This is a genomic window from Kitasatospora sp. Root107 (assembly GCF_001424875.1).
In the GTDB taxonomy this organism is placed as follows: domain Bacteria; phylum Actinomycetota; class Actinomycetes; order Streptomycetales; family Streptomycetaceae; genus Kitasatospora.
Genome location: NZ_LMCT01000072.1, coordinates 41763 through 62996, shown reverse-complemented (window position 1 = coordinate 62996; position 21234 = coordinate 41763). Strand labels below are relative to the sequence as shown.

Here is a 21234-nt window from a genome sequence, read left to right as displayed (position 1 = left end):
GTGTGGTGGGAGGAGTTGGACCTGACCGACGCACCCGCCGACGCTCCTGTGGCCTTCGGCGGGGCGCTGGACGCCCGCACCCTGCTCGGCGCCTACCGGGCCGGGCTGTTCCCCTTCCCGGCGGCCGATCCGGTCCTGGCCGCCTTCAACGAGGCACGCTGGGCGGACGGTCCGGCCACTCTGGTCGGTGGGGACGACCCGTATGCGCTGGCCTGGTGGTCGCCCGACCCTCGGCCGGTGCTGCCGGTGAACCGCCTGCGGGCCGGGCCGCGCCGGCGCTGCACAGTGGGGCAGGCCTTCGACCGGGTCCTGGAGGAGTGCCGCCGCGACCGCCAACCCGTCTGGCTGACCGACGAGTTGACGGCCGCACTGCGCGAACTGCACCGGGACGGGCGAGCGGTCAGCGGGGAGGTCTGGGAGGACGACGAGCTGGTCGGCGGGGCGTACGGGATCCAGGTGGGGCCGGTGCTCAGCCTGGACTCGATGTTCCACCGCCGGCCGGGAGCGGGCACCGCCGTCCTGGCCGATCTCGGCGCCCGGTTCGGCGCGGTCGGCGGCCGGCTGCTGGACGCCCAGTGGGACAGCCCGCACATCCGCTCGCTGGGCGCCGAGTTGCTGCCGCGCGAGCGCTACCTGGCCGTGCTCAGGGAACCCGACACTCCGCCGCTGGGGACTGTCTGAAGGTCCAGCGTGCGGTCGGCCAGGATGTCGGCCGCCGCCCGGTCATGGGTGATGAGCAGCAGCGCCAGACCCGTCCGGTCACGCAGCCCGGCCAGGTGGTCCAGGATCAGGCGGCGGCTCAGCGCATCGAGACCCGAGGTGATCTCGTCGCAGACCAGGACGCGCGGGTTGGCCACCAACGCCCGGGCCAGTGCCGCCCGTTGCAGCTCACCGCCGGAGAGTTCGGCCGGCCGGCCGGTGGTCGGTACGCCCAGCTCGGCGAGCAACCTGGCCGCTGCCCCGTCGGCCTCCGCCGGGCCCAGACCGCCGAGCCGGACCGCCGCCCTGGCCACTTGCCCGGCCACCGGGCGGCGCTCGTCGAAGGCGGCCCGGGCGTCCTGGAAGACGTACTGGACCGCGGCGAGCTCGGCCCGGCTGCGGGAACGCAGGCTGCGCGGCAGCGGGCGCCCGTCCAGGGTGACCGTGCCCTGGTAGGCGCTGTGCAGGCCGGCCAGGCAGCGACCCAGGGTGGTCTTCCCGCTGCCCGAGCGGCCGGTCAGGGCGAGGCACTCGCCCGCGCCGAGGGTGAGCGTGACATCGGCCAGTGCCAACGCGCCGCCCGGGTGGCGGGCCGTCAGGTGACGTGCCGCCAGCACCGGCGCGGTCGGTTCGGCGGACCGACGGGGGCTGACCGCCGGCACTTCGTCCCAGGCACCCGCCCGGACCACCCGGCCGCCGCGCAGCATCACCACCTCATCAGCCAACTCCCGTACCACGTCCAGATCGTGGCTGAGCAGGACCAGAGCCAGGCCGTCCCGCACCAGCGCGGCCAGCTCGGTGACCAGGTGCCGCTTGGTCTCCGGGTCCTGCCCGGTGGTCGGCTCGTCGGCGACCAGCACCCTGGCCCCGAACAACAGGGCCTGAGCGATCACCACCCGCTGCTGCTGCCCACCGGAAAGCTGGTGCGGGAAGCGCCGCAACACGGCGGCGGGGTCGTCCAGCCGGGCCCGGCGGAGCGCGTCCTCGACGGCCGACCGGGGCCCCAACTCTCCCAGCAGGGCGCCGATCCGGCGGGCCGGGTTGAGCACGGTGGCCGGGTGCTGGGGCACGTACCCGACCGCCCCGGCCGGCGTCAGCACCGTGCCGGACACCTTCGCACCCTCGGGGTACTCGCCGAGCAGTGCCAGGCCGGTGGTGGTCTTTCCACAGCCCGAGGCTCCGAGCAGGGCGGTCACCCGGCCGGGGTACGCGCGCAGGTGCACGCCGTCCAGCAGGGTTCGGCCGCCGACCTCGACCCGCAGGTCGGTCACCTGGACCAGCGGTGCCGTCATCGTTCAACTCCCTTGAGCGGGCGCCGCTGCAGCGCCGCGTCGAACAGCAGGTTGGCCCCCATCGAGAGCCCGGCGATCAGCACGGCGGGGATCACCACCGCCCAGGGCTGGAGGTCGAGGCCGGGGCGGTTACGGTCGACCATCACGGCCCAGTCGGCCGCGTCCGGAGCCACCCCGACGCCGAGGAAGGCGGCCGTGCTCACCAGATAGAGCGCTCCGACCAGCCGGGTGCCCGCGTCGGCGGCCAGCGTGCGGCGCAGCTCGCGGGTGGTGTAGCCGAGTGCGATCCTGGCCCAGGACTCCCGGTGCATCCGCAGCGCCTCCACCGCCGGGCGGGCGGCGATCTCGACGGCGGCGGCATGCACCACCCGGGCCGCGTCCGGCACCGCGACCACCGCGACCAGCACCGTGAGGCCGACCGGGCCCGGCTCCAGCGCGGCGGCCACCAGCAGCACCAGGATCAGCGAGGGCACCGCGAGCAGCACGTCCAGCGGCCGCATCAGCAACTCCTCCAGCCAGCCGAGCCGGGTGAGCGCGGCGGCCAGCCCGAGCGGCAGCGCGACGGCGTACGCGAGCGCGGTGGCGGACAGTGCCACCAGCACCACCGGCCGTCCACCGAGCAGGACTTGGCGCCAGACGTCCCGTCCGGTGAAGTCGGTGCCCAGCCAGTGGCCCGCACCCTGGGTGAAGGAGACCGACCGGGGCCCGGCCTCGCCCGCGAGCAGCGGTCCGAACAGTGCCAGCAGCAACGGCAGCGCGACCAGCGCCGCCCCGAGGGCGTACCGGCTGCGGGTCATCGGGTCAGCTCCGTCCGGGGGGCGAACCGCCGGGCCACCAGGTCGGCGCCCAGGTTGAGCACGACGGTGAGCAGCGCGAAGACCACGGCCAGGCCCTGCACCACGGGCACGTCCCGGGCCGCCACCGCGTCCAGCAGCACGCTGCCCAGACCTGGCAGCACGAACAGCGCCTCCACCACGACCACCCCGCAGAGCAGCCAGTCACAAGTCCTGGCGAGTTGCTGGGCCGCCGGGGCCAAGGCGTTGGGCAGCGCGTGCAGCCAGCGCACCCGCCACTCCGGTACGCCGTAGCGGCGGGCCTGGGCGACGTACGGCCGGGCCAGCGCCTCGATCATCCCGGCCCGCACCAGCCGGCTGATCGAACAGACCGGCCGGGCCAGCAGCACCAGCACCGGGAGCACCAGCACCGCCGGGTCGGCTGCGACACCGCCGACGGCGGTCGGTGGCAGCCAGCCGAGCCGCAGCGCCAGCACCGTACTGAGCAGCATGCCGAGCGCGAACTCCGGTGCGGCGTAGACCGCGAGGGTCGCCGAGCTGATCAGCCGGTCCAGCCTGGAGCCCTCCCGGCGGGCGGCCAGCATGCCCAGCCAGAGGGCGAGCGGGACGAGCAGGGCGAGGGTCAGCGCGGCCAGCAGCAGGGTGACCCCGAGGCCGTCGGCCAGGTAGCCGCTGACGGGTCGTCCGGTCACCAGCGAGCGACCGAGGTCGCCGTGCAGCAGTTCGCCGAGCCAGCCGAGGAAGCGTTCGAGGGCCGGGCGGTCGAGTTCCATCGCCGAGCGGATCAGCGCGATCCGCTCGGGGTCGGGGTTGTCCCCCGCCAGGGCGACGGCGGCGTCTCCGGGCAGTGCCTCGGTGAGCACGAAGACCAGCACCAGCACGGCCGCCGACTGCGCCACCCCGAGGAGCAGCCGGCGGCCCAACCAGGATCGGGTCATGCCAGCCAGGTCCGGTCGAAGCGGGCCCAGTCGAGCGTGTTGGCCGGCGCGTCCTTGGCGACCCCGCGCACCGTGGGCGCCGTGGCCACGATCCAGTCCGCGAAGCCCCAGATCAGGAAGCCGCCCTCGTCGTACAGCCGACGCTGCATCCGCTGGTAGATCGCCGTGCGCGCGGCCGGGTCCGCGGTGGACTGGGCCTGCAGGTAGAGGTCGTCGAAGTCGGGCTGCTTCCAGTGCGTGGCGTTGGTGGTGGACTTGGTCAGCAACCGCTGGGAGAGGTGCGACTCGATCGGCATGGTGCCCGAGCGGTAGGAGGCCAGCACGCCGCCGTCCAGGATGTCCTTCCAGTAGGTGTCCTTGTTGCCGACCTTGACCTCGATCGTGACACCCGCCTTCGCCGCCTGCTCCTTGAAGATGCCCGCCGCCTCCACGAATCCGGCGGCCACCGGCGAGGTGTCCAGGGTGACCCTGAGGCCCTCCTGCCCAGCCTCCTTGAGCAGCGCTCGGGCCTTCGCCAAGTCCTGGGTGCGCTGCGGGAGTTCGCTCGGGTAGTACTGCGCTCCCTTGCCGAACAGGTCGTTGCCGACCTCACCCGCGCCGGACAGCGCGCCGTCGACCAGCTCCTTGCGGTCGGCGATCAGGAAGAACGCCTGCCGGATCCGCTTGTCGTCGAACGGCGCCCGGTCGGTCTTCATCACGAAGCCCTGCATGGCACTGTTCCGCAGCCGGATCACCTCCACCTTGCCCCGGCCCTCGTGGACGCGGGCGGTGGCGGGGTTCAACTCGTGGGCGTAGTCGGCCTGTCCGCCGAGCAGTGCGCTGACCCTGGCGGACTCCTCGTTGGCGATCAGGATCTCCAGCTCGTCCAGGTGCGGGGCGCCCTCCCAGTAGTCGGGGTTGCGCTTCACCAGCAGTGAGCTGCCGGGCTTGAACGAGACGTACCTGAACGGGCCGGAACCGACCGGCTCGGCGAAGCTCTCGGTGTCCTTCGGCACGATGTACGCGCCGAACGCGGCCAGCACGTTGGGGAATTCGGCGTACGGGCGCTTCAGCCTGAACTCCACCGTGCCCTCGTCGACGGCCCGGCTGGCGGCCAGGTCGACCGGCTCCAGCGAGGCCTTCGCCCGGAAGGCGCGCTTGGGGTCGGTGATCCGGCGGTAGCTGTACAGCACGTCCTCGGCGGTGACCGGGCGGCCGTCGTGGAAGGTCGCCTTGCGCAGCTTGACGGTCCACACGTCCAGGGTGGCGTTCGGCTCCCACCCGGTGGCCAGCCGGGGCACGGCGGCCAGGTCGGAGCCGGAGTCGGCCAGCTTGTCGTAGAGCGCCTTGGCCCGGGCCGCGTCCACGAACAGGTTGCTCAGGTGCGGGTCGAGGGTCTCGTTGGTGCCACCGCCGGCGAAGATCGCCCGCAGCCGGCCGCCGTTCTTCGGGGTCGCGGTCTCGGCGGAAGGGGCCTTGCTTGTCGAGGCGCAGCCGGCCATGCCCAGGGCGGCTGCGGCTATCAGGACGGTACGGCGGTTCACGGTCTGCTCGTTTCAGTGGTGGTGTCGGCAAGTCGGGCGACCAGGTGCAGCCGGTCGGAGTCGGCGGTGTCGGCGGGTTCGGCGCCCTCGGTCCAGGCCGGTTCGGTCCGCGGGCCCGGGCGGTCGTGCAGGGTGAGCACCTCGAAGCCGTGCGCCGCCAGCAGGTGGCGCAGCTCCTGCGGGAAGAGCAGCCGCCAGGCGGAGCGCTGCTCGACCGGCGCACTGCCGTCCTCGGTGCTCCACTCCCGGGAGCGGCGCAGCAGTTGGGCCGGGTGGTCGATCCACAGCCTGGTGCGGGAGGTGTACCGGACACCGTCGTGCTCGACGCTGTCGGTGCGGACGGTGTCCAGCAGGTCGGTCCGGCCGAGGAAGTACGCTCCGTTGCGCATCTCCGCCACCAACAGGCCGCCGGGGGCGAGGTGCTGGCGGCAGCGCTCGAGCAGGCGGTCGAGGTCCTGGTTGGTGTGGCAGTACAGCAGCGCGCTGTCCAGGCAGAGCACCGCGTCGAACCTGCGCTCCCCCAGATCGAGTTCGCGCATGTCGCCGCAGCGGTACTCGACCATCGCCGGGGAGCTGTCCAGGCCGAGCACGTGCCGCCCGCCGTGCCGGTGCAGCCAGGCGGCGTCCCGGCCGGTGCCGCAGCCGAGGTCGAGCACGCGGGGCCCGGCGCCGTAGCGGCGCAGGGTGGCGTCGGCCCAGCGGGCCGCCAGGTGGTCGGGGTCGGGGAACCGGAGCTCGTACAGCTCGGGCGTGTCGGTCAGCAGGTTTCCGCTGGTCATAGCGGTTCTCCGATCAGCTGTCGGACGGTCGGATCAGGCAGTCGGGCCCGTTGCCGGGCGACCGCGAGGGCGCAGGTCAGTCCGAGGGCGCAGCAGAGCAGCCAGGGCGCCCAGTCGGCGGTGTCCATCGCCCAGCCGACGGAGGCGTTACCGAGCGCGGCGGCGAGTCCGGAGACCAGGTAGAAGACGCCGTAGTAGGTGCCGGTCAGGCTGGCCCGGCCGAAGGCGGGTATCAGCTCCTGGACGAAGGGCTGAGCGATCATCACACCGACGTGCAGCAGCAGCGCGGTCAGCAGCAGCGGCACCAACCCGCCTGCCAGCAGGGGCAGCAGGAAGGCGAGCCCGGCGACCAGCAGTCCCAGGGCGATCCACCGGCCCCGGGTGCCGCGCTGCTGGAGCGAGCGGGTTATTCGCAGTTGCAGGGTGAGGTTGGCGACCGTGCTGGTCAGGAAGAGCAGGCTGACCGCGCCGTCCCAGCCGGTGACCTGGCGCGCCCGGTCGGGCAGCAGCAAGTAGAGCTGGCTCTCCAGCGCGTACAGGCCGACCAGGGCCAGCGCGAAGGCCAGAAACCGGCGGTCGCCGAGGACTTCGCGCCAGTCCCCGAGCACGCCGGTGCTCGGCGCCGGCACCGGCCGGGGTGGCAGGACGCAGGCCTGGGCCACCGTCAGCAGGGCGAAGATCCCGGCGGCGGTGAGCGCGGCTGCCCGGAAGTCGACCAGCAGCAGCGCCGTGCCGAGCAGCGGGCCGAGCAGCGCACCCGTGGTGGCGAAGACGCTGAACAGGGCGAACGCCTCCGCCTTCCGCTCCGCCGACTCGTGCGCCAGGTAGGTCCGCACGGCCGGGTTGAACAGCGCTCCGGCCAGTCCGCTGAGTGCCGAGGCGGCCAGCAGGACGGTCATCCCGTCGCCGAGCGCGAACAGACCGAAGCCGACGGTGCGCAGCGCGCACCCCGCGATGATCACGCCCCGCGCGCCGAGCCGGTCGGCGGCCGAGCCGCCCAGGATGAACAGGCCCTGCTGGCTGAGGTTGCGCACGCCGAGCACCAGCCCGACCGCCACCGCCGACAGGCCCAGGTCCTGCCCGAGGTGGGTGGCCAGGTACGGGATCAGCAGGTAGAAGCCGGTGTTGACGCCGAGTTGGTTGACCAGCAGCAGCCGTACGGGCAGCGGGAAGCTCCGGACCGCGCGGACCGTCCTCACGCGGTCGTCCCGGGCGTCTCGGCCGGCCGGACGCCGAGCCCGGCCCGGTCGGCGGCCCGGACCACGCCGTCGGTGCCGCCGATGCCGCGCCAGGGGTCGTGCCGGAGCAGCAGGTGGCCGTCCAGGTCGACCCAGCGCGCCCGGTCCACCAGGTGCACGGCGGGGGCGATGCCGAGCGAACTCGCCGTCAGACAGCCGAGCATCACCTCGGTGCCGCTGCCGTGCAGGGCGGCGCAGATCCGCAGCGCGGCCGAGACGCCGCCGCACTTGGCGAGCTTGATGTTGATGCCCTGCACCCGCCCGGCCAGCCGCTCGGCGTCGTCCAGTGAGACGGCGTCCTCGTCGGCGATCACCGGCAGTTCGGAGCGTTCGGCCACCTCGGCCAGCCACTCCGGGTGCCCGGGGGCGGTGGGCTGCTCGACGGCGGTCACCCCGAGCTCGGCGAACCTCGGTATCAGGGCCAGCGACTGGGCCACCGTCCAGGCACCGTTCGGGTCGAGCAGCAACTCGGCCTCGGGGGCTCCTATCTGCACGGCCCTGACCCGGGCCAGGTCGTCCTCGGGATCGGGCGAGCCCGCCTTGACCTTGAGCACCCGGAAGCCGCTGACCGCCAGCCGGGCGGCCTGGGCGGCGGCCCGGACGGGGTCGACGATGGCGATGGTGCGGGCGGTGGCGGCGGCCGGGGTACCGAGCAGTCCGAGGAGTTGGTGCACGGGGGCACCGGCCCGCTTGCCGACCAGGTCGAGCAGGGCGGCCTCCACCCCGGCCAGCACTCCGGGCGGCAGCTCCTTGAACGGGGCCTCCAGGCGCTGGAGTTCGATCAGCGCGGTCTCCGGGTCGGGGTAGCGGGCCAGGTCGAGGGCCCGACTGTGCCGGAGGATCCGCTCGGTGGGCAGGCCCAGGTACGTACTGGCGACCACCTCGCCGTAGCCGCTCAACCCGCCGTGCCGGACGGCGAGTTCGACCGCGTCGCGCGAGGCCATGGTGGAGCGGGAGATGCGCAGCGGTTCGGTGAGATGGAGCTCCACCACGCGTAGGTCGAGTTTCACGGTCGGGTCTCCAACGCGGTCGTCAGGGGGTCGATGACAGTGCGGCAGCGCGCCCAGCCGGTCACTTCGACGGCGCCGGGGTGCGGGATCTCCACCGGCCGGGAGACCGGTGCGGGCAGTTGGTGGGCGTGGCACCAGTCGTCGTCGTAGACCGTGCCCAGGTAGCGGTGCGGGCCGTCCGGGAAGACGGTGGCGACCACCGCGCCGGGCTGCACCCTGGCGGCCCAGGCGGAGACCAGGGCGACCGCGCCGGTGCTCCAACCGCCGCTCACGAAGCTGCCCCTGGCCAGCCGACGGCAGGCGTCCACCGCCTCGGCCGGGCCGACCCAGTGCACCTCGTCGAAGTGCCGGTAGCCCACGTTGCGCGGGTGGATGCTGCTGCCGAGCCCGCGCATCAGCCGGGGCCTGGCGGGCTGCCCGAAGATCGCCGAGCCGACCGAGTCGACCCCGATCACCTGGAGGCGGGGCCAGCGGCGGCGCAGCGGCTCGACCAGGCCGGCGCTGTGGCCGCCGGTGCCGACGCTGCACACCAGCACGTCCAGATGGTCCAGGCGGTCCGTCAGCTCACGGGCCATCGAGAGGTAACCGGCGGCGTTGTCCGGGTTGTTGTACTGGTCCGGCCAGTACGCACCGGGCAGCCGGTCGAGCACCTCCCGCAGCCGGGCCAGCCGGGCCGCCTGCCAGCCGCCGCGCTCGGCCGGTCGTTCGACCAGCTCCAGACGGGCTCCGTACGAGCGGAGCAACTGACGCATGGACGGCTCGAGTTCGGCGTCGCCGACCAGCACCACCGGGTGCCCGAGGGCCTGCCCGGCGAAGGCCAGGCCGATCCCCAGGGTGCCCGAGGTCGACTCCACCACCGGTGCACCGCTGCGGAGTTCACCCCTGGCGTGGGCGCCGCGCAGCATCGCGACGGCCGACCTGGCCTTCATGCCGCCAGCGCCGAGGTACTCCAGCTTCGCCCAGAAGCCGGGGTGCGCCTGCGGCAGCGGTGCGCTGATCCTGGCCAGCGGGGTGTGGCCGAGCAGCGAGAGCAGCTCCGGGTTGGCGGCGACGGGCCGCAGCAGGGCGGTGGTCACCGCAGCCCCCCATACAGGTGGATGCTGCTCGGGCCGCCGTCCAGCCAGAAGAACGGATAGGGCTCGGCACTGACCGCCGTGACCCCGTCCCCCAGCAGCCGGGGCAGCACCGCGCTGCCGGTCTGAGCGAACATCACCAGCGGCTTGCCGGTCTGCCGGGCATGCTCGGCGAAGGTCTCGAAACTGCCGTTGCCGAGCGTCATCCCGGAGACCAACAGGGCGTCGCAGTCGTCGAGTTCGGCCTCGGTCCGGATCGGATCGCCCCACTCCGTCCGCCCGCCCTTAAGGTCGCACGGGACATACGCCGTGCCGCGCTCGCGGAGCTGCTCCAGCAGCGAGTTGACCACGCCGACCACCAGCACCCGCCGGGCCTCGGCCGGGACCAGGCCGACCACCGCACGGGCTCGGGCCCGCGAGCGGACCAGCGAACTCCCGGCCGGGATCGGCACCGGGCGGGCGCCGCACTCGGGGGTGTGCGGGCGAGCCAGCAGCAGGAAGGCGTCCAGAGCGGCGATCCGCACCGGCAGCAGCGGATGTGCCAGCAGCTCGGCGACGCTCGCGCCCACGCAGTCGTCCAGCGCCCCGGGCGGCAGCGCGCCGGGTTCGACCGCGCAGGAGCCGACGGCCGGGCCGAGCCGCAGGCTGAGCACCTCGTTGCGGTACCCGCTCGCCCGGCCGGAGTGCCGGACGGCCTGGCTGGTGGTGAAGGCCAGCGCGATCCGCTCGGCCGCCGGATCGAGCCCGTACGCACCGGAGTTGACCTGCTCGACCAGTCGGTCGACCGAGCTGGTCTTCGTGCTGGTCATACCGGCACCGCCTCCTCCGCGTAACAGGGCACCAGCCGGGCGAGCAGCCGCTCGGCGGTGTCGAGCGCGGCGGCGCCCTCGGTGTCGGTGGCCAGCAGGTGGCCGAGGTACTCGTTGTTGCTGACCGCGCGGCGGACCTGGCGGCCCGGCTCGGCGAGGGTGAGCTCGACCACCGCCGACTCCTGGCCGACCTGCTCCGCACCGTCGATCCCGGTCAGCAGACCGTCCCGCTCCGGCAGCAGGAAGGCGATCGCTGCACTGGCCACGCCGGTCGGACGGACCGTCAGGTCCGGGGTGACGCCGAGCGCGACGTCCACGGCCGCCGCCGCCAGGTCGATCCCGGCGACCCGGCGGATCAGCTCGGTGATCCGGTTCCCGGCCGGGCGGGGGTTGACCTCGACCACCCGGGGGCCGCGCGGGGTCAGCTTGATCTCGGTGTGCGCGACCAGCTGGTCGAGCCCGAGCGCGGCCAGCGCCCGGACGGCGGTCTCGGCTGCGGCCGCCGCGTCCGCCGGGCTCAGCGCGGCCGGGAACATGTGCCCGGTCTCGATGAAGGCGGGCGCACCACCGACGCTCTTGCTGGTGACCCCGACCACCTCGGTCCGGCCGCCGTACGACACGGTCTCGACGCTTACCTCGGGCCCGCCGAGCAGCTCCTCCAGCAGCACCACGGGCTGCCGCCGCTGCCCCCGGGCGTTCACCGGGAACTCGTCCAAATCCCGGTAAGCCGCGTACAGTTCGGCCTCGTTCGCGACCTTGCGGACCAGCATCCCGGCGCATAGGTCGACCGGCTTGACCACCAGCGGGTAGCCGATCCCGGCCGCCGCCTCGACCGCCTCGTCCCGGTCCCGGCAGAGCGCGAACCGAGGCCCCGGCACGCCTTCCTCGGCCAGCCGCTGCCGGGTCAGATCCTTCCGGCAGGCGGCCGTGACCGCCGCCACCGAGGGCCCCGGCAGCCCGAGCCGCTCGGCCACCAGCGCCACGGTGGGCAGGTAGTAGTCACAGGACGAGATCACCCCGTCGAAGCCGAGCACCTGGTGCAATCGCTCGACGTACGGGAGCAGCCGGTCCGGGTCGTTGGTGTCGGCGGTCAGCACGTTGGCGGCCGCCAGCAACGGGTGGGCGGTGTCGGCCGGCGCCGCCCGGAGGTAGTGGTGCAGGTCCCGGGTCAGGAAGGTGAACCGGTGCCCGCCCTCCCCGATGGCCCTGGGCAGCAGTCTGCTCATGGACCCGACCCAGCTTTCGATCACCAACAGATGCGCCACGGATCTCCCTCTCGCTCCACCCGGCAGGACGGTGTAGAAGCAGAACCTAGCCGACACGCGTTTTCATTTTCAATACGTCTACATGGAAACCGTTTCCATGTAGACTGTGACTCCGCCCACCGGCCGACGCCACCCAGGACGAACTGATGACCAGTCACCAGCCTTACCAGGTACGCCACGCCCGCCGGGACGACCTGCCCGGCGCCCGCGCCCTGATGCTCGACACCTTCTACCGCGAGTTCGGCTACGGCTACGTCCCCGCCTGGCACGAGGACGTGGTCGCCCTGGAGGCGACCTACCTCGACCACCCCCGGCACACCGCCCTGCACTCGCGCGGCCCGGCCCACCCGCCGCACCCGCAGTGGCTGGCCGAGCGCTATCCCTCGGGGCTCACCGCACAACTCGTCCGGGTGTACGTCCGGGCCGGCCACCGTCGGCACGGGCTGGCCCGGCGGATGGTCGCACTGGCAACGGAGTTCGCCGGCCGGGAGGGCGGCTACCAGCACCTTTACCTGCACACCAACGTGGACATCGCCGGCGCCGAACCCTTCTGGCGCAGCCTGGCGGTCGAGGTCTGCGACGCGCGCACCACCGGCGAGCACGGGCCCGGCGTGGCCACCGTGCACTTCGAGATCCCGCTCGGGCCGGGCCGCCCGAACCTCCGGCTGCCCGGAGAACTGGCAGGCGCTCAGACGTAGATGAATATGGTTATCGTCGCTAGTCTTGCCTCCGCCGACCGGGCAGATCGACCGGTCCGGTCATCGAGTGCTGCCACGAGCAGCTCGCAGAGCAGGGGCGGATCTTGGCATGGGGACGAAACAGGCATCGCCACCGAGAAGTCGGACCAGGCCGGCGGCGGAGCCGCTGACCGAGCAGACCCAGTCGTCGTCCGGGTGGCTCTTCGGGCTCGGCTGCGCGGTGATCGTCCTGGCGGGCACCGGACTTTTCGGCTGGTCCGACGCCGCCGTGGTGGGCGCCTGGCGGACCCTGCTGGTCTCGATCGTGGTGCAGGGCGTGCCGTTCCTGCTGCTCGGCACGGTGGTCTCGGCCGCGATCGGTGCCTTCGTCCCGCCCAGCCTGTTCGCCCGGATACTGCCGAAGAACCCGGCGCTGGCCGTGCCGGTGGCCGGGGTGGCGGGTGTGGTGCTGCCAGGCTGCGAGTGCGCCTCGGTGCCGGTCGCGGGCAGCCTGATGCGGCGCGGGGTCACCCCGGCCGCCGCGCTCGCCTTCCTGCTCTCGGCCCCCGCCGTCAACCCGGTGGTGCTGGTCTCCACCGCGATCGCCTTCCCCGGAAAGCCCGAGATGGTGGCCGCCCGGCTGGCCGCCTCGCTGATCACCGCGATCACCATGGGCTGGCTCTGGATCAGGTTCGGCAAGGAGGAGTGGCTGCGGCTGCCGAAGCGCCCTGAATCGCACGGCACCGGAGGCTCGCGCTGGGAGGAGTTCCGGCGCGGCATGCAGCACGACTTCCTGCACGCGGGCGGCTTCCTGGTGGTCGGTGCGATGGCGGCGGCGACCTTCAACGTCCTTGTCCCGCCCGGCGTGTTGGCCATGTTCACCGACTCGCCCTGGCTCTCCGTGCCGCTGCTGGCACTGCTCGCCGTGCTGCTCTCGGTCTGCTCCGAGGCCGACGCCTTCGTCGCCGCCTCGCTCACCGGCTTCTCCCCCACCGCCCGACTCGCCTTCATGGTGGTCGGCCCGATGGTCGACATGAAGCTGATCGCCCTTCAGTCCGGCGCGTTCGGCCGCGCCTTCCCCGCACGCTTCGCCAGCACCACCTTCGTGGTCGCGATACTGGTCAGCGTGCTGATCGGAGCTGTGTTGCTATGAGGAAGCTGACGTATCCGGCCCTGCTGGCGCTGCTCGGCGCAGCTCTGCTGCGCATCACGGTCGGGAGCGAGATCTACCTGCGGTACGTCAAGGAGAGCCTGCATCCGTTGGTGATGCTCTCCGGGGCCGTACTGCTCGGGCTCGGACTGACGGGCCTGGCACGGGAGTTGCGCGCGCTGCTGCGGCAGCCGGTTCACCACTACCGGCGGGACGAGCACGGGGCGTACCAGGTCGAGGCGCACGCGGCCGAGCACGACGACGAGGACGAACACGGGCACAGCCATGGCGCCGGGCCGCGGATCGCCTGGTTGCTCGGGGCGCCCGCGCTGGCACTGCTGCTCTTCGCGCCGCCCGCGCTCGGCGCCTACACCGCGAACCGGGACGGGGCCGCCGCCACCGTCGAACTGGCCGACTACCGGGAGCTGGCCACCGGGCCGGTCACCCCGATGTCGATGTCCGAGTTCATCGGACGCAGCCTGCACGACAGCGGCAGCCTGACGGATCGTCAGGTGTTGCTCACCGGCTTCGTCACCAAGGGCGGCGCCGGGACTGACTGGCACCTGAACCGACTGACCGTCAGCTGCTGCGCCGCCGACGCCCGCCCGCTCCGGGTGGCAATCCACGGCAAGGAGGCCCCCACGCTGAACAGTTGGGTCGAGGTCACCGGCCGCTGGCGGTTCGCCCAGCTCGACAACCGCTCGCCCGTCCCGCATCTGGACGTCCTCGAGGTGCGCACCGTCCCGGCCCCGCGCAACCCGTACGCGGACCGGGCGCCGGTGGTGGCCCTGCCCTGACCGGCTGCGCGGGGCCGGGCCAGGCGTCAGACCGGGATGGCGACCAGTTCGTTGCCCTCGGTGGTGCGGACCTCGAAGTGGTCGATCCGGGTGGCCGGGAAGCCGACGCCGCCGTGCGTGACGAGGGCGTCCTGCTGGCCCGGAGTGCCGTAGCCGGTCTCCGGGACGGCCCAGCTGGTGACGGTCTGGCGCTGTCCGTCCCGGGCCACCGCGATCAGGGAGCAGGACAGCGGACCCTTGACGCCCCCCAGCCGGAGGGCGACGTGGGTGCCCCACTTCTTGTCCTCCAGGGCGACCGTGGCGACCGCTCCGGTGGTCCGGTCGGTGGCCGTCCGGAGGGTGCCGTGGTCCATCAAGTCCTGTGCGGGACTGGTGGAGTGGGCCACCGGGGCCGGGCCGTCGCCGTCGCTGTCGCCGAGCGTCGCCCCGAGCAGCGGCCCCGCGATCAGGACCGCGACGGCGGCGGCGACCAGGAAGAGCCGACGCGTCCGGGAGGTGCGCCGGACGGTGGTCACCTCGGCGACCATCCGCTCCAGCAGCTCGGCGCCAGGGGAGGCGCCGGGGGCGGCACCTGGGGCGGCGCCGGCTACCGGACGCACCGCGTCCGCGTACTCCGAGAGCAGCGTTTCCAGCCCGGAGAGTTCCGCGGCCTCGGCCGTGCACTGGGCGCAGTCCGCCAGATGCACCGCGAACTCCGCCATCTCCTCCGGTTCGAGCAGCCCGAGGACGTAGGCACCCACGTCGAGGTGCTGCTCCTGCGGGGACGTCACGATGTCACTCCTCGTTCTTCGAGTGCGATCTTGAGCGAGCGGAGCGCGTAGAAGACCCTGGACCGTACGGTACCGGCGGGCACACCGAGCACGGCGGCGGCCTCGTTGACCGTACGCCCCTTGAGGTAGGTCTCGACGATCACCTGCCGGTGCGGCTCGGTGAGGGCGTCCAGGGCGTCGGAGATGGTCATCAGACGCAGCGCCTTCTCCAATTCGTCCTCTGCGGGCATGACTTCGAGCATGGCATCACCCACCTCGGGCGGGCGCGACTGCCGGCTCCGGTGACCGTCGATGACGATCCGCCGGGCGACGGTCACCAGCCAGGGACGGAGCGAGGCGGCGGTCGGCTCCAGGCGGTGGATGTTCCGCCAGGCCCGGACCAGCGTCTCCTGCACCACGTCCTCGGCCTGGTGCCGGTCGCCGCCGACCAGCCGGAGCACGAAGCTGAGCAGGGCGGCGGCATGCTGGTCGTGCAGGGCGCGGATCAGCTCCTCGCCCTGCACCGCCTCGCTCCGCACCGCCTCGTTCCGTGCTCCGGTCACCGCCGAATCGTGCCGCATGCGCCTCTCCTCGTCGAGCAGCAGCGGGGTCACGGTTCCCATCAGTAGCCGTTGCCGCCCGTGCCGGCGGCGGCCGCGGCCTTCTTGCCGTCCGGGGCGGCGATGAACCAAGTGCCGCCCACGCCCTGACCGTTGGTCTCGCCCGGGGCCTTGTCGCCCGCGAAGCGGTAGAGCGGCCAGCCGCCCAGGGTGAGCTGCTTGGTGCCGTCGGCCCGGGTGACGCTGCCGACCAGCTTGCCGTCGATGCCCTTGATCGTGCTCTGGGCGTTCACCGGCACCGGCGGCCACTTGGCGGCGCAGTCGGCGTTGCAGTTGGAGGCCGACGGGTTGGCGGTGTCCTTGTCGAAGCGGTAGAGCGTGTAGTCGAGGCCGTCGAGCACGATCGCGCCGAACTTCGCGGTGTTCCCGGCGGCCAGCGAGCCCTTCAGCACGGCCTTGTCGGCGGCGGGAGCGGACGCCGCCGGCGCGGACGGGGTGGCTGCGACGGGCGCGGACGGGGAGGCGGCGACGGGCTTGCTGTCCGAGCCGCAGGCCGTGAGCAGCAGCAGACCGGCCACAGCCGGAGCGGTCAGCAGGGCGGTGCGACGAAGGTTGCGCATGAGTGGTCTCCCCCACGAGATCTGATGGACGTTCGCATCCATCAGTACGGAGCCGGTCGCCGGAGCACTCAACGGCGTGGAAGATTTTCTCGGAGATTTTCGGCGGGGCGGGCTGCCGTGGGCCTTGCAGTGACCCAGCATGGCCGGGGACGGGGGTCGTTCGTCCAGGTAGGAGTTAGTGTGGACCGCGTTGCCCAGCAGTTGTCCGACCGGCTGGTGGCCAAGTGGAGCTCACCCCGGGGCATGGTGCTGATGGCCGCCGGGGCCACCGTGGTGGACGGGCTGCTGAAGCAGGGCCCGCTCACCCCGGCGGCAGCCGGGGAACTGCTGGGCTGGCCCGGCGACGAGGTGCTGGCGCGGTTCCGGGCGATGGACTTCGCGCTGGAGACCGACCCGGAGGGCCTGATCATCGGCGCCGGAGTGTCGCTCAACCCCGAACTCCCTTACCGGATGGAGCTGCTGGGGCAGTTCCGGTCCGGCTGGTGCGCGATGGACGCGCTGATGTTCCCCGTGGTGTTCGGCGAGGCGGCCAGCCGGGTCACCGCGCGGTGCACCGCCACGGGCGTACCGATCTCACTGACCGTCACACCCGACGGCATCCGGGACCTCACCCCCGCCACCACCACCGTCACGCTGGCGCCCGCTGCCGGTGCCGACATCCGCGAGGTGTTCTGCGACCGGGTCCGTTTCTACGCCACCCGTGAACTGGCCGACCGTGCCGTGGCCGCCGATCTCGAACTGGCCGCCTGCGACGCCGCGGAGGCATGGGCGGTCGGGAAGCGGTTGGCCGACCTGTTCTGAGTCGCCGCCGCTACTGCCAGGTGGGGTCGGAGCGCAGCACGCTGTACCCCACCCCGTCGTGCCACTGCCCGTTCCGGTACGCGACGCTGCGCAGCACTCCCTCCCGGCTGAACCCGGCCCGCTCCAGCACCCGTTGGGCGGCGACGTTCGCCACCTCGGTGGCCGCCTCGATCCGGACCAGCTGGGTGTGCGCGAACAGGTAGCGGACCAGCTCGCGCATCGCCGGAGCGCCGAGGCCGCGCCCGCGGACCGCCGGCAGCAGCGAGATCCCGGCGTTCCAGCAGGACGAGCCGCGCCAGCACATCACCTTCCGCCAGGAGACGAACCCGGCCGGTTCCCCGCCGGCGGCGGCGGCCACCATCAGCGTGCCGCCCTCCTCGCCCAGCATCCCGTTCTCCAGCCACTGCCGACGCCAGCGCCCCGGGTCCGACCAGCCCTGCCACTGGAACTCCCCGGCCGCCTCGGGATCGGTGAGGAACGCCTCGAGGACCCGGAGGTCGTCCTCCCGTACGGGCCGCAGTGTGACGACGGTGTCTTCGCTCATCCGGCCACCCTAGACCGCTACCCGGCCAGCCCCTCCAGTACCTGCGCACCCGGCAGTTGGGCCAGCACCCGGCCCGGCAGGATCAGCTTGCCCCGCCTGCGCCCGCTGCCGACCAGCACGTACGGCGCCGCCACCACGGCCGCGTCGATCAGCAGCGGCCAGCCGGCCGGGAGGCCGACGGGCGTGATGCCGCCGTACTCCATGCCGGTCTCCGCGACCGCCGTCTCCATCGGCGCGAAGGACGCCTTGCGGGCACCGAGGTGCTTGCGGACGGCCGTGTTCACGTCCACCCGGGTACCGGCCAGCGCCAGGCAGGCGGCCAGGGTGGTCTCCCCGCCGCGCTTGGCCCCGATCACCACACAGTTCGCGGACACCTCGGGGGCGACGTCGTACGCCTCGCAGAACACGGCGGTGTCGGCCTTCGACGGATCGGTGTCGACGTACAGCACCGACTGGGCGGCGCCGGGCACGTCCCAGTTCGTCAACGCGTCCGCCACCGGCCCGACGAGCGGCTCCTCCAGCGTGAGCGCGGCGAAGGCGGTCTCGAAGTTCCCGAACGGTGCGGGCTGACGGTCGTTCATGACGGTGAGGCCTTTCGAGGTCGGGACGCCCGGGGAAAAACCACGGGCCGCAGGAGCACCCTCCTGACAGGATTCTGCCGTGCCCCACCCCCTGCGCGGCCTCGCCGCCAACCCGGCCCTGCCCCGCACGCTCCTCGACCGGCTGATCGCCACCGCCGACACCGACACGCTCGTGGAGCTCGCTGATCGTCCGGACCTGAGCCACGCCGAGGCGGTCGCGCTGGCGGCCCGCGACGAGTACGCGGCGATCCGGCTCGCCTACGCCGGCCTGCTCACCGCCGCCGACGTCGATCCCGTTGCCCAGCCCTCGGCCGCACTGGCCCTGCTCGACGAGCGCGCCGGGCCCCCCGCCTGGGCGCGGCTGCTGGCGACGCACCCGGCCATGGAACGCCGCGAGAAGCTGGCCGCCTGCCCCGACCTGCCGTCCGACGTGGTGGCGCTGCTCGCCGCCGATCCCGAGATCCGGGTGGTCGCGGAGCTCGCGCTGTGGACGACGTCCGAGGCAGCCACCCGGCTCGCGGAACACCCACACGCCGAGGTACGCCGCTCGGTGGCCGCCAACCAGGCAGCACCTCCGGCCGTACTGGCGATGCTGCTCACCGGCGACGGCCTGCCGCCGGCCCGGTGGTGCCTGGTCTGCGACCACGAGCCCGTCCCGTTCGAACACGACCCGCACTGCCCGCGCCGCGACTGCGCTCTGCCGCCGGACGCCGCCTGCGACGGCGGCCACCAGTCCACGGTGCACGCGATCCAGCAGGCGGCGCTGGGCAACCCGGCCACTCCCCCGGCGGCCTGCGCCGCCTTCGCCGACCATCCGTCGGCTCTGCTGCGCCACGAACTCGCCTGCCGGACCGATCTGTCGGCGTCGACGTATGCCCGGCTCGCCGAGGATGCCGTGCCCTGGACGCGGGCCGCCCTGGCGGCGAACCCGGCGATCGACGAGGCCCTGCAGCGCCGGCTTGCCGTGGACGACGGGCACAACGTCCGGCGCAGCCTCGCGCACCACCCGCATCTTCCGCTCGACCTGCTGACCTCCCTCGCCGACACCGTCCGGACCGGCCCGGTCCTGCTGCCACGGGTGGCGGCCGCCTCCCCGGGCGAGGTCAACGAGCTTGCACAGTCGCCGAGTTCGGCGGTACGGATGCTGGTGGCGCAGCGCCGGGACCTGCCCGCCGAGCTCCGGGACGCCCTGGCCGCCGACCCTGATGCGAAGGTGGTCGCCTCGGTCGCACCGCACCCCGGCCTGTCCGAGGCGCAGCTCCGGACCGCGCTCGACCGCCACGGCGACCGGGTGGCCGCTGCGGTGGCCGCCAACCCCGATGCTCCGTCAGCCCTGCTGGCCGACCTCGCCCACCGCAGCCCACCGGCCCGGAAGGCGCTCCGGGAGATCGCCCTGCACCGGCATGCGACGGCACCGGCGTTGCAGGTCTGCCTGACGGACCCCCGGGCCCGGCGGACGGCGGCCGGGCATCCCGCCCTCCCGCCTTCGGTGGTGGCCGAGTTGCTCGGTGACGACGACTGGCAGGTGGTGGAGGCGGCAGCCGCCAACCCCGCGCTGCCGCGCGCCCTCGCCGAGCAGTTGATCACCTCTCGGTGACCTGAAACTCTCCCGGTCAGATCACCAGTCGATGGGCGTCCGCGATGAACGCTTCCACCGCCACCTCGAAGGCCCGCTCCACACGCTTCAACTCCGTACGGCTGCCTGCGGGCTGGACGCTTCCGACCAGCTCGAAGGCGGCGTGGGCGAGCGCGCCGAGCTGCCGATCGTGGGTCATGAGCTGCATCCGGAACATCGCGGACTGAGCCTGTGCGCCACAACGGTCGGCCTCCTGCCGGGCGGCTCGGACGGCCTCCTCGTCGCGCGGCTGGTCGTGACGGCGGAGCCAGACGTCGACGGACGCGCGCTTCAGCTCCGAGAGCACCTCCGCGAACGCCAGGCAGGCGCTCGCCCGCTCCTGCCGCAGGCGGTCCTCCCGGGCGTGAGACGCGGTGCGGTCGGCGGCGCGACGCTGGAGCACCAGCGTCCCGAACGTGCCGATCAGGGTGCCGAGTACGGCCACCGTGGCAGCCAACACAGTTTCCATGTCGATGAGTTGACCACGCCGGACAGTCCGCCGTCAGGCCCCGCGCCGATCAGCCTCCCGCGCCGCCTGCTCCAGCCGGTCACGGTGCCCCGCCCACCAACTGGGATCGCCGGGCGGCAGGTTGTCGTTCTCGCCGCGCTGGCCGACCGATCCGTCGATCAGCTCCCGGACGATGTCGGCGTGACCTGCGTGCCGGTGGGTCTCACCGATCATGTGGACCAGAATCCGGTGCAACGTCAGCTCGCCCCGCCTGCCCCAGGGCACCCGGCCGAGCGCGTCGAGCGGCAGCGCCGCGATCGTCGCGTCCGAGTGGGCCCACGCCTCCCGGTACAGCCCGACGATCTGCTCGCGACTCTCGTCGGCGGTCGCCCACAGGTCCGAGTTCGGCTCGGCGTCGGTCGCGATCCAGAGCTGCGGCGTCTCGAACGGCCGCCCGAAGGTCTCACCGAAATACGCCGCCTCGGCGCTGGTCAGGTGCTTGACCAGCCCCAGCAGGTTGGTACCGGTCGGCGTCATCGGCCGACGGAGGTCGTACTCCGACAGTCCGTCAAGTTTCAGCAGCAGCACGTCGCGCGCGTCCTGCAGGTACAGCTGAAGGTCTGCCTTGGGCCCCGTCTCGGTCATGCGCGCCAGTCTGCCACCGACCGTCGGACCACCTCCACCGACTTCCGGGAACCGTTCGGCAGACTCGAAGAACGGCACGATCGAGTCCAGGACGGGACCCGCGCGCCGAGCGGAACGGGCGGGCCTCCGGCGGTAGGTTCGGGCGGCATGGTGGAACTCATTTACTACGTCGACCGCTCGGACATCCGCGAGGGAAAGCTCGCGGAGGTCCAGAACGGAATGCGCGACCTGGCCACCTTCGTCGAGGCGCGCGAGCCGCAGCTGATGGCCTACAACTTCTACATCGATGAGTCCGAGTCCACGATGACCCTGGTGGCCGTCCATCCTGATTCGGCGTCGATGGAGTTCCATCTGGAGCTCGGCGGACCGAAGTTCCGCGCGTTCGGTGCGCTCATCCGGATGAGATCCATCGACGTGTACGGGCGGCCGAGCCCGGCGGTCGTGGACCAGCTCCGCCGGAAGGCCGAGATGCTCGGCGGAGGCGTCGTCACCCTCCACACCCTCCAGGCGGGCTTCAGCCGGAACGGGTGACTGTGACCAGCACTCTCACAACAGCGCCAGTACTTCGGGCAGTTCGGCGATCAACCCAGTGGCGCCGGCGGCCGTGCGGCCAGCACGCCGTTGGGA

The 21234-nt window shown here is 72.9% G+C and carries 24 protein-coding genes; 7 read left to right on the top strand and 17 right to left on the bottom strand.

All coding sequences use genetic code 11. The annotated features are described in order from the left end of the window. Nucleotides 1–15: 15 nt before the first annotated feature. Nucleotides 16–681 carry a leucyl/phenylalanyl-tRNA--protein transferase gene (locus tag ASC99_RS33750; protein WP_162267701.1) on the top strand — a complete coding sequence of 222 codons (666 nt, stop codon included), beginning with the start codon at nucleotides 16–18 and terminating at the stop codon, nucleotides 679–681. Here the strand turns inward: ASC99_RS33750 and ASC99_RS33745 are convergent. From ASC99_RS33745 to ASC99_RS33700, 10 genes are read right to left on the bottom strand one after another with little or no spacing between them, the layout of a single operon-like run. Further along, nucleotides 630–1991: an ABC transporter ATP-binding protein gene (locus tag ASC99_RS33745; RefSeq protein WP_057239341.1), complete on the bottom strand. Its 1362-nt coding sequence runs from the start codon at nucleotides 1989–1991 to the stop codon at nucleotides 630–632. The two genes, ASC99_RS33750 and ASC99_RS33745, sit on opposite strands and share 52 nt — an antisense overlap. Further along, nucleotides 1988–2788 (bottom strand): ABC transporter permease subunit, encoded by an 801-nt coding sequence (locus tag ASC99_RS33740; RefSeq protein ID WP_057239339.1) that lies wholly within the window; start codon nucleotides 2786–2788, stop codon nucleotides 1988–1990. Before ASC99_RS33740 ends, ASC99_RS33745 begins: the two co-directional genes overlap by 4 nt. Then, nucleotides 2785–3723, bottom strand: coding sequence for an ABC transporter permease (locus ASC99_RS33735; protein ID WP_057239338.1), 939 nt, complete (start codon nucleotides 3721–3723; stop codon nucleotides 2785–2787). The genes ASC99_RS33740 and ASC99_RS33735 overlap by 4 nt, the downstream gene beginning before the upstream one ends. Beyond that, on the bottom strand, nucleotides 3720–5204 hold the full coding sequence (locus ASC99_RS33730) for an ABC transporter substrate-binding protein (protein ID WP_082598897.1): 1485 nt from the start codon (nucleotides 5202–5204) through the stop codon (nucleotides 3720–3722). The genes ASC99_RS33735 and ASC99_RS33730 overlap by 4 nt, the downstream gene beginning before the upstream one ends. Nucleotides 5205–5242: 38 nt before the next feature. After that, entirely contained in the window at nucleotides 5243–6025 is a 783-nt protein-coding gene (locus ASC99_RS33725; RefSeq protein WP_057239334.1) for a class I SAM-dependent methyltransferase, read from the bottom strand. Further along, nucleotides 6022–7224: an MFS transporter gene (locus ASC99_RS33720; RefSeq protein WP_057239332.1), complete on the bottom strand. Its 1203-nt coding sequence runs from the start codon at nucleotides 7222–7224 to the stop codon at nucleotides 6022–6024. Before ASC99_RS33720 ends, ASC99_RS33725 begins: the two co-directional genes overlap by 4 nt. Continuing rightward, the gene (locus ASC99_RS33715; RefSeq protein WP_057239330.1) at nucleotides 7221–8273 is read right to left on the bottom strand and encodes a mandelate racemase/muconate lactonizing enzyme family protein; all 1053 of its coding nucleotides are present in this window, start codon (nucleotides 8271–8273) and stop codon (nucleotides 7221–7223) included. Before ASC99_RS33715 ends, ASC99_RS33720 begins: the two co-directional genes overlap by 4 nt. Further along, nucleotides 8270–9349 carry a PLP-dependent cysteine synthase family protein gene (locus tag ASC99_RS33710; protein WP_057239328.1) on the bottom strand — a complete coding sequence of 360 codons (1080 nt, stop codon included), beginning with the start codon at nucleotides 9347–9349 and terminating at the stop codon, nucleotides 8270–8272. The genes ASC99_RS33715 and ASC99_RS33710 overlap by 4 nt, the downstream gene beginning before the upstream one ends. Then, complete coding sequence (locus tag ASC99_RS33705) at nucleotides 9346–10155, bottom strand: Rossmann-like domain-containing protein (RefSeq protein ID WP_057239326.1); 810 nt, start codon at nucleotides 10153–10155, stop codon at nucleotides 9346–9348. Before ASC99_RS33705 ends, ASC99_RS33710 begins: the two co-directional genes overlap by 4 nt. Beyond that, entirely contained in the window at nucleotides 10152–11420 is a 1269-nt protein-coding gene (locus ASC99_RS33700) for an ATP-grasp domain-containing protein (protein ID WP_057239324.1), read from the bottom strand. Before ASC99_RS33700 ends, ASC99_RS33705 begins: the two co-directional genes overlap by 4 nt. 146 nt (nucleotides 11421–11566) lie before the next feature. Here ASC99_RS33700 and ASC99_RS33695 point away from each other — a divergent pair, with 146 nt between their 5' ends. The 3 genes from ASC99_RS33695 (at nucleotide 11567) to ASC99_RS33685 (ending at nucleotide 14044) form a co-directional block, all read left to right on the top strand. After that, a complete protein-coding gene (locus ASC99_RS33695; protein ID WP_057239322.1) occupies nucleotides 11567–12118 on the top strand; it encodes a GNAT family N-acetyltransferase in 552 nt (183 codons plus the stop codon). Nucleotides 12119–12227: 109 nt separating this feature from the next. Continuing rightward, nucleotides 12228–13250: a permease gene (locus ASC99_RS33690; RefSeq protein WP_082598853.1), complete on the top strand. Its 1023-nt coding sequence runs from the start codon at nucleotides 12228–12230 to the stop codon at nucleotides 13248–13250. Next, nucleotides 13247–14044, top strand: a complete 798-nt coding sequence (locus ASC99_RS33685; protein ID WP_057239320.1) for a TIGR03943 family protein — start codon at nucleotides 13247–13249, stop codon at nucleotides 14042–14044. The genes ASC99_RS33690 and ASC99_RS33685 overlap by 4 nt, the downstream gene beginning before the upstream one ends. A 26-nt stretch (nucleotides 14045–14070) precedes the next feature. Here the strand turns inward: ASC99_RS33685 and ASC99_RS33680 are convergent, their stop codons facing one another. From ASC99_RS33680 to ASC99_RS33670, 3 genes are read right to left on the bottom strand one after another with little or no spacing between them, the layout of a single operon-like run. Continuing rightward, nucleotides 14071–14814, bottom strand: a complete 744-nt coding sequence (locus ASC99_RS33680; protein ID WP_057239318.1) for an anti-sigma factor — start codon at nucleotides 14812–14814, stop codon at nucleotides 14071–14073. Further along, nucleotides 14811–15374, bottom strand: a complete 564-nt coding sequence (locus ASC99_RS33675) for a sigma-70 family RNA polymerase sigma factor (protein ID WP_057239316.1) — start codon at nucleotides 15372–15374, stop codon at nucleotides 14811–14813. Before ASC99_RS33675 ends, ASC99_RS33680 begins: the two co-directional genes overlap by 4 nt. Nucleotides 15375–15415: 41 nt before the next feature. After that, complete coding sequence (locus ASC99_RS33670; RefSeq protein WP_057239314.1) at nucleotides 15416–15973, bottom strand: hypothetical protein; 558 nt, start codon at nucleotides 15971–15973, stop codon at nucleotides 15416–15418. Nucleotides 15974–16153: 180 nt separating this feature from the next. On the opposite strand from ASC99_RS33670, the gene merB reads away from it, so the two are divergent. Beyond that, the gene (gene merB / locus ASC99_RS33665; RefSeq protein WP_057239312.1) at nucleotides 16154–16774 is read left to right on the top strand and encodes an organomercurial lyase; all 621 of its coding nucleotides are present in this window, start codon (nucleotides 16154–16156) and stop codon (nucleotides 16772–16774) included. A 10-nt stretch (nucleotides 16775–16784) separates the two neighbouring features. On the opposite strand, the gene ASC99_RS33660 is transcribed toward merB, so the two are convergent. Together ASC99_RS33660 and ASC99_RS33655 are read right to left on the bottom strand one after the other, a co-directional pair. Beyond that, the gene (locus ASC99_RS33660) at nucleotides 16785–17318 is read right to left on the bottom strand and encodes a GNAT family N-acetyltransferase (protein ID WP_057239310.1); all 534 of its coding nucleotides are present in this window, start codon (nucleotides 17316–17318) and stop codon (nucleotides 16785–16787) included. 17 nt (nucleotides 17319–17335) lie between these two features. Then, a complete protein-coding gene (locus tag ASC99_RS33655) occupies nucleotides 17336–17899 on the bottom strand; it encodes a YbaK/EbsC family protein (RefSeq protein WP_057239308.1) in 564 nt (187 codons plus the stop codon). Nucleotides 17900–17978: 79 nt separating this feature from the next. On the opposite strand from ASC99_RS33655, the gene ASC99_RS33650 reads away from it, so the two are divergent. After that, nucleotides 17979–19496 carry a hypothetical protein gene (locus tag ASC99_RS33650; protein ID WP_057239306.1) on the top strand — a complete coding sequence of 506 codons (1518 nt, stop codon included), beginning with the start codon at nucleotides 17979–17981 and terminating at the stop codon, nucleotides 19494–19496. 16 nt (nucleotides 19497–19512) lie between these two features. Here ASC99_RS33650 and ASC99_RS33645 read toward each other — a convergent pair whose 3' ends face one another. After that, entirely contained in the window at nucleotides 19513–19983 is a 471-nt protein-coding gene (locus tag ASC99_RS33645) for a hypothetical protein (protein WP_157531926.1), read from the bottom strand. Between the two features lie 33 nt (nucleotides 19984–20016). Next, nucleotides 20017–20607: a DinB family protein gene (locus ASC99_RS33640; protein ID WP_057239302.1), complete on the bottom strand. Its 591-nt coding sequence runs from the start codon at nucleotides 20605–20607 to the stop codon at nucleotides 20017–20019. A gap of 147 nt (nucleotides 20608–20754) precedes the next feature. Here ASC99_RS33640 and ASC99_RS33635 point away from each other — a divergent pair, with 147 nt between their 5' ends. Further along, nucleotides 20755–21138 carry a hypothetical protein gene (locus ASC99_RS33635; protein ID WP_057239300.1) on the top strand — a complete coding sequence of 128 codons (384 nt, stop codon included), beginning with the start codon at nucleotides 20755–20757 and terminating at the stop codon, nucleotides 21136–21138. Nucleotides 21139–21234: the final 96 nt, after the last annotated feature.

Bases quoted from the DNA above. Each gene is read 5' to 3' on its own strand.
- ASC99_RS33675 (WP_057239316.1), bottom strand. From the start codon at position 15,374: ATGCGGCACGATTCGGCGGTGACCGGAGCACGGAACGAGGCGGTGCGG.
- ASC99_RS33725 (WP_057239334.1), bottom strand. From the start codon at position 6,025: ATGACCAGCGGAAACCTGCTGACCGACACGCCCGAGCTGTACGAGCTC.
- ASC99_RS33740 (WP_057239339.1), bottom strand. From the start codon at position 2,788: ATGACCCGCAGCCGGTACGCCCTCGGGGCGGCGCTGGTCGCGCTGCCG.
- ASC99_RS33685 (WP_057239320.1), top strand. From the start codon at position 13,247: ATGAGGAAGCTGACGTATCCGGCCCTGCTGGCGCTGCTCGGCGCAGCT.
- ASC99_RS33655 (WP_057239308.1), bottom strand. From the start codon at position 17,899: ATGAACGACCGTCAGCCCGCACCGTTCGGGAACTTCGAGACCGCCTTC.
- ASC99_RS33705 (WP_057239326.1), bottom strand. From the start codon at position 10,155: ATGACCAGCACGAAGACCAGCTCGGTCGACCGACTGGTCGAGCAGGTC.
- ASC99_RS33690 (WP_082598853.1), top strand. From the start codon at position 12,228: ATGGGGACGAAACAGGCATCGCCACCGAGAAGTCGGACCAGGCCGGCG.
- ASC99_RS33640 (WP_057239302.1), bottom strand. From the start codon at position 20,607: ATGACCGAGACGGGGCCCAAGGCAGACCTTCAGCTGTACCTGCAGGAC.
- ASC99_RS33660 (WP_057239310.1), bottom strand. From the start codon at position 17,318: ATGAGCGAAGACACCGTCGTCACACTGCGGCCCGTACGGGAGGACGAC.
- ASC99_RS33735 (WP_057239338.1), bottom strand. From the start codon at position 3,723: ATGACCCGATCCTGGTTGGGCCGCCGGCTGCTCCTCGGGGTGGCGCAG.
- ASC99_RS33635 (WP_057239300.1), top strand. From the start codon at position 20,755: ATGGTGGAACTCATTTACTACGTCGACCGCTCGGACATCCGCGAGGGA.
- ASC99_RS33645 (WP_157531926.1), bottom strand. From the start codon at position 19,983: ATGGAAACTGTGTTGGCTGCCACGGTGGCCGTACTCGGCACCCTGATC.
- ASC99_RS33670 (WP_057239314.1), bottom strand. From the start codon at position 15,973: ATGCGCAACCTTCGTCGCACCGCCCTGCTGACCGCTCCGGCTGTGGCC.
- ASC99_RS33730 (WP_082598897.1), bottom strand. From the start codon at position 5,204: ATGGCCGGCTGCGCCTCGACAAGCAAGGCCCCTTCCGCCGAGACCGCG.
- ASC99_RS33745 (WP_057239341.1), bottom strand. From the start codon at position 1,991: ATGACGGCACCGCTGGTCCAGGTGACCGACCTGCGGGTCGAGGTCGGC.
- ASC99_RS33695 (WP_057239322.1), top strand. From the start codon at position 11,567: ATGACCAGTCACCAGCCTTACCAGGTACGCCACGCCCGCCGGGACGAC.